This is a genomic window from Gammaproteobacteria bacterium (assembly GCA_033720895.1).
Taxonomy (GTDB): domain Bacteria; phylum Pseudomonadota; class Gammaproteobacteria; order Natronospirales; family JAJUFS01; genus JAWWBS01.
On record JAWWBS010000091.1, the window covers coordinates 1 to 5,187 of the forward strand.

A 5,187-nucleotide genomic window follows, 5' to 3' on the forward strand; every position below is an offset into this window, starting at 1 on the left:
GCGCCGACGGGTGCCAGCGAGGCGGCCGCGACATGCGCGAGTTTCATGCGCCAGATCAGTGCAATGGCCGAAGCCACGGCCATCGCAACGTAGATGAACATCGACATCCAGGCGCTGGGCACGTGCACGTAGATGATGCGGAACGCATCCTTCTGCTGGTAATCCATCGGCGCCAGCCACAGGCCGCCATAAAGGCCCCAGGCCATCAGGCCGAGCGCGATCCAGCCCGTCCAGGGAACGATCTTCCCGGCCGTGCGATAAAAGTGCGGCGGCGACGCCAGCTTGTGAAACCACAACCACATCAGATTGTTTACTCCAGCAGTTTGTCAGTTGGTTCAGTCGAGACTGATACGCAGTCCACCGGCAATTGCCAGCGGCGCCGTGGCCAGGCCCAGCACCATCAGGAAAAGCAGCATGCTGAACGGTCCGGCCGGCCATTCACCCAGCATGGCGAGTTGTGCGCCCCGCGCGCCGAACACCAGTACCGGCACGGTCAGTGGCAGCACCAGCACCGGCATCAACATGCCGGAGGAGCGCAAGGACACCGTCAAGGCGGCGCCGATGGCGCCGAGGACGCTGAACACAACCGTGCCTGGCAGCAGCAAGGCCAGCAGTGCCGGCAAGGCGTCCAGGGGAAAGCCCAGCGGGACGGCCAGCACCGGGGTCATCAACAACAACGGCAAGCCGGTGATCAGCCAGTGCGTGACCACTCGCCAGAAGGCAATCCACGCGAGCGGCACGGGACTCATCGCCTGCTGCTCCAGCGAACCGTCCTCGAAATCGGGAATGAACAGGCCATTGAGACCAATCAGGCTGGCCAGCAGCGCCGCAACCCACAGGATACCGGGAGCCAGCCCCCGCATGAAGTCGGGTTCGGGATTGACGGACAGCGGGAAGACCAGTGCCACCATCAGGAAAAACAGGACCGGGTTCAGCAGGTCGCCACGGCGCCGCCACGCCATGAGCAGATCGCGATTGATGATGCTTCGCGCAGCGGCCAGGACGTTCATTGCGCCCCCACCCACAACTCGCGCACCGGCATCCCGATGGCCAGCGGTTGGTGCGACGTCAGCAAGACCAGGCCACCGTCCTCGGCGTGCTGGCGCATCCAGCTCGTCACCTCGGCAATGCCGTCCACATCCAGGCTGGTAAAGGGCTCGTCCAGCAACCAGATCAGCGTCTGGCGCGACAGCAGGCGTGCCAGCGCGGCACGGCGCCGTTGGCCGGCCGACAGCTGCCCTACCGGCACATGCAGTCGTTCCGCCAGGCCGGCCCGCGCGAGCGCTTCCGAGCAGGTCAGCTTGGGCTCATCGGCACGCAGGCCATCGCCATGGCGCAGGTTTTCCAGCGGCGTCAGGCCGCTCTTCAGCCCGTCCTTGTGACCCACCAGGGTCATGGCGGCACGGGCATCACCGGAGGGTCGGGTCGAAGCCGGCTCGCCGAACCAGGCGATTTCGCCGTCGTCCGGCAGCGTCAGGCCTGCCAGGCAGCGCAGCAAGGTGGTCTTGCCGGCGCCATTAAGGCCGCGAATATGGATGATTTCACCGGAACTGGCGCTGAAAGACAGCTGGGCGAACAGCCGATGCATGCCGCGGTAAACCGCCAGATTATTGACCTGCACCAGGGTTTGCGTGTCCATGGTCCGCCGCTGTCCTGCGCTTGGCCCGCCGAGTGTCGGCAGGCAGAAAGGCATTGATATCGACCAAGATGGTGCCCAGGGCCGGACTTGAACCGGCATGGCCATGCGGCCGAGGGATTTTAAGTCCCTTGCGTCTACCAATTCCGCCACCCGGGCGACGCCTTGGATATGCCATCGAGACGCCCGGTCAGGCCTGGACAAGAAAAGGAAATGGAGGCTGGGGTCGGAATCGAACCGGCGTCGACGGCTTTGCAGGCCGCTGCATAACCACTCTGCCACCCAGCCTGGGTGTCGAATTTCCCTGCGTCTTGCCGGGCCGCTTGAGCGGCCCAGGAGGCTGTCGATGAGTGCCTCGAAAGCCCGGGAAATTTACCATACTGAAGAACCCATTGCAGGCTCTATCGAAAGCATTGCCGCAGGTCTTCACAGTGTTCCGTGGAGGACCCGGAAATGAAAAACCCCGGCGCTGCCGGGGCTTTCCATCCACTCCTGCCGGAGCGGTAAATCTGGAGCGGGAAACCAGGTTCGAACTGGCGACCTCAACCTTGGCAAGGTTGCGCTCTACCAACTGAGCTATTCCCGCAAAGAAGGACGCTATTTTAGTGCCGAGCCGTTTCCTGTCAACCGTCCAGACGCAAAAAAACCGGTTTTTTCGTTAGAAAACAGGCCGCTTGGTCAGCTTTTGCACAATTGCCGCCGGGCAGCACTCAATCCTGGAAGGCCTTCATGGCGTTGCGCAGGTAATCCAGCATGGACCACAGGGTCAGGATGGCCGCGATGATCAGCAGCAGCATGCCGGTTTCGTAGACGCCGATGCTCAGGCCGAGCAGCTCGATCGGCCAGATGAGGGTGTCGTACTCGTACACCAGGAAACCGATGGCCACCATCTGCAGGACGGTCTTGGTCTTGCCGATCCAGGACACCGAGACCTTGGAACGCAGGCCTTCTTCCGCCATCCATTCGCGCAGCGCCGAGACCGTGATCTCGCGGCCGATGATGACCGCAGCGGAGAGCGTCAGCAGCACGCTGCGATTCGGATCGACCTCGACCAGCAGGACCAGTGCGACGGCGACCATGATCTTGTCGGCGACCGGGTCCAGGAATGCCCCGAACTTGCTCACCACGCCCCACTTCCTGGCGAGATAGCCATCGATGAAATCGGTGATGCCGGCCAGCGCGAACAGGAAACAGGCCAGGGGCCGTGCCCACTGGAATGGCAGGTAGAAGACAATCACGAAGACCGGCACCAGGGCAACGCGCAGCCAGGTCAGGGCCAGCGGCAGCTGTCGTCGCCAGGCATCAGTCGCTGCCATGGAAGTACTCGTAGACACGTTTTGCCAGCTCCCCGCTGATTCCCTTGACCTTCGAAAGGTCCTCGATCCCGGCCCGACTGACACCCTGCAGGCCACCAAAGGCTTTCAGCAGTTCCTGGCGTCGTTTCGGACCGAGTCCCTCGATCGATTCCAGTGTCGATTCCCGCCTGGCCTTGCCGCGGCGATGTTGATGCCCGGCAATGGCGAAGCGATGTGCCTCGTCGCGGACCTGCTGGATCAGGTGCAGGCCCGGTGAATCCGGGGCCAGTATAAGCGGCTTGTCGCTCCCCGCCAAAAACAGCTGTTCCAGGCCGGGTTTGCGGCTCGGCCCCTTGGCCACCCCGACCAGCAGGATGTCGTCGATCTGCAGCTCCTCCATCACCTCGATCGCCTGCCGCAGCTGGCCCTTGCCGCCGTCGATCAGCAGGACGTCCGGGATGACGCCCTCCCCCTTTTTCAGGCGCAGGTAGCGGCGTGTCAGCGCCTGGTGCATGGCGGCGTAGTCGTCGCCGGGCTCGATGCCATCGATGTTGAAGCGCCGGTAGTCGGACTTGATCGCGCCCTCGCGACCGAACACGACGCAGGATGCCACTGTTGCTTCACCCCGCGTATGCGAAATGTCGAAGCACTCGATGCGCGTTGGCGGGGTGTCGAGCTGCAGTGCATCCGCCAGGCTGTCAAAGCGTTGCTGCAGAGTCATGTCGGAGGCCAGCCGCGTGGTCGCTGCCTGCTCGGCATTGCGCGCGGCCATGTCCAGCCAGCGCTGGCGCTCACCGCGCACGCGATGGCTGATCGTCACCTTCTTGCCGGTTTCACTGGCCAGCGATTCCTCCAGCAACTTCGCATCTTCGATGCCGTGGTTGAGCAGGATGCGTTTCGGCGGTTCGTGTTCCAGGTAGTACTGCGGCAGGAAGGCAGTCAGCACCTCGGATTCATCGGCGTCATTGGCGTGTTGCGGAAACCAGGTCTTGGAACCCAGCGACCGTCCGCCACGAATGAAGAGAATGGCGACACAATTCAGCCCGCCCTTCTTCACCGCGGCCACCACATCCACATCGCCGCCGTCCGAATCGACATACTGACGCTCGGATGCCGTGCGCAATGATGCAATCTGGTCGCGCAGCATCGCGGCGCGTTCGTATTCGAGGGCTTCCGCCGCTGCATCCATGCGTCGGCCGAAGTCCTCGATCACTTCTTCATTGCGTCCTTGCAGGAACTTCACTGCATTGTCGATATCTCGCTGGTATTCCTCCGGCGTCACGTAGCCGACGCAAGGCGCCGAACAACGCTTGATTTGGTACTGCAGGCAGGGGCGTGAACGGTTGGCGAAAAAGGAATCACGACAGGGGCGGATCTGGAACAGTTTCTGCAGGATGTTCAGCGTGTCGCGAACGGCGCCAGCCGAAGGGTAAGGACCGAAGAACTGCCCTTTCTTCTTCCGTGCGCCACGGTAGAAACTGATACGCGGGTATTCATGGTCGTTGAGATGGATGTAGGGATAGCTTTTGTCGTCGCGCAACAGGATGTTGTAGCGCGGCCGGAACTGCTTGATCAGGTTTGCTTCCAGGATCAGCGCCTCGGTCTCCGTGTTGGTGACGGTGACATCCACCTTGCCGACCGCGGCGACCAGCGCCATGGTCTTGGCGTCCTTTGCCGTCTTCTGGAAATAGCTCGATACGCGACGCTTGAGGTTCTTTGCCTTGCCGACGTAGATGACGTCGCCCTTGGCGTCGAACATGCGATACACGCCCGGGTGCTGGGTCAGCGTCTTGAGGAACGCAGCCAGGTCGAAGTCCCGGTCGAAAGCGGGGGCGTGTTGTGAATCGCGGTCGGTCATGGGGTGTGAGGATAAACCAGTGGCCGTGCCAATGAGAGCGTCAGCCTGCGAGTTCGCGGGCCCTGCCCATCACGGCATCGAACATCTCGGTCGTGAGGCGTCGGGTATTCGTGTTGTAGCGACTGCAATGGTAGGAATCCAGCAGCGTGAAGTGGCCGAGGTCGTGCTCGGCTGCATGCGCGAATTTCGCCGCTGAGAGCTTCAATCCCCTCGCCTTCAGCACCGCGTCATGCGCGATCTTGCCCAGCGCCAGCACCACGCTTCCCGGTTCGAGATGTTCCAGCTCTGCGGCCAGGAAATGATTGCACTCGTTGATCTCGCCCCCGACCGGCTTGTTTTGCGGCGGCAGGCATTTAACGGCATTGGTGATGCGGCAGTTCGGCAGTTCCAGGCCGTCA

6 protein-coding genes and 3 tRNA genes are annotated in these 5,187 nt (G+C 62.4%); all 9 read right to left on the minus strand.

Features of this window, described 5'->3' with window-relative positions:
* Positions 1 to 302: heme ABC transporter permease (locus R3217_10155; protein MDX1455806.1), on the minus strand; the 302-nt coding region annotated here is incomplete at its 3' end.
* A 33-nt stretch (positions 303 to 335) separates the two neighbouring features.
* Positions 336 to 1,010: a heme exporter protein CcmB gene (ccmB, locus tag R3217_10160; protein MDX1455807.1), complete on the minus strand. Its 675-nt coding sequence runs from the start codon at positions 1,008 to 1,010 to the stop codon at positions 336 to 338.
* Positions 1,007 to 1,639, minus strand: coding sequence for a cytochrome c biogenesis heme-transporting ATPase CcmA (ccmA, locus tag R3217_10165; protein ID MDX1455808.1), 633 nt, complete (start codon positions 1,637 to 1,639; stop codon positions 1,007 to 1,009). Before ccmA ends, ccmB begins: the two co-directional genes overlap by 4 nt.
* Before the next feature lie 69 nt (positions 1,640 to 1,708).
* A tRNA-Leu gene (locus R3217_10170) sits at positions 1,709 to 1,795 on the minus strand.
* 55 nt (positions 1,796 to 1,850) lie between these two features.
* Positions 1,851 to 1,924 (minus strand) — tRNA-Cys (locus R3217_10175).
* Between the two features lie 222 nt (positions 1,925 to 2,146).
* Positions 2,147 to 2,222, minus strand: a tRNA-Gly gene (locus tag R3217_10180).
* 124 nt (positions 2,223 to 2,346) lie between these two features.
* Positions 2,347 to 2,952, minus strand: coding sequence for a CDP-diacylglycerol--glycerol-3-phosphate 3-phosphatidyltransferase (pgsA, locus tag R3217_10185; GenBank protein MDX1455809.1), 606 nt, complete (start codon positions 2,950 to 2,952; stop codon positions 2,347 to 2,349).
* Complete coding sequence (gene uvrC / locus R3217_10190; protein ID MDX1455810.1) at positions 2,939 to 4,789, minus strand: excinuclease ABC subunit UvrC; 1,851 nt, start codon at positions 4,787 to 4,789, stop codon at positions 2,939 to 2,941. The genes pgsA and uvrC overlap by 14 nt, the downstream gene beginning before the upstream one ends.
* A 40-nt stretch (positions 4,790 to 4,829) precedes the next feature.
* A partial coding sequence (locus R3217_10195) for a uracil-DNA glycosylase family protein (protein ID MDX1455811.1) occupies positions 4,830 to 5,187 on the minus strand: 358 nt, incomplete at its 5' end.

Bases quoted from the DNA above. Each gene is read 5' to 3' on its own strand.
- pgsA (MDX1455809.1), bottom strand. From the start codon at position 2,952: ATGGCAGCGACTGATGCCTGGCGACGACAGCTGCCGCTGGCCCTGACC.
- ccmA (MDX1455808.1), bottom strand. From the start codon at position 1,639: ATGGACACGCAAACCCTGGTGCAGGTCAATAATCTGGCGGTTTACCGC.
- uvrC (MDX1455810.1), bottom strand. From the start codon at position 4,789: ATGACCGACCGCGATTCACAACACGCCCCCGCTTTCGACCGGGACTTC.
- ccmB (MDX1455807.1), bottom strand. From the start codon at position 1,010: ATGAACGTCCTGGCCGCTGCGCGAAGCATCATCAATCGCGATCTGCTC.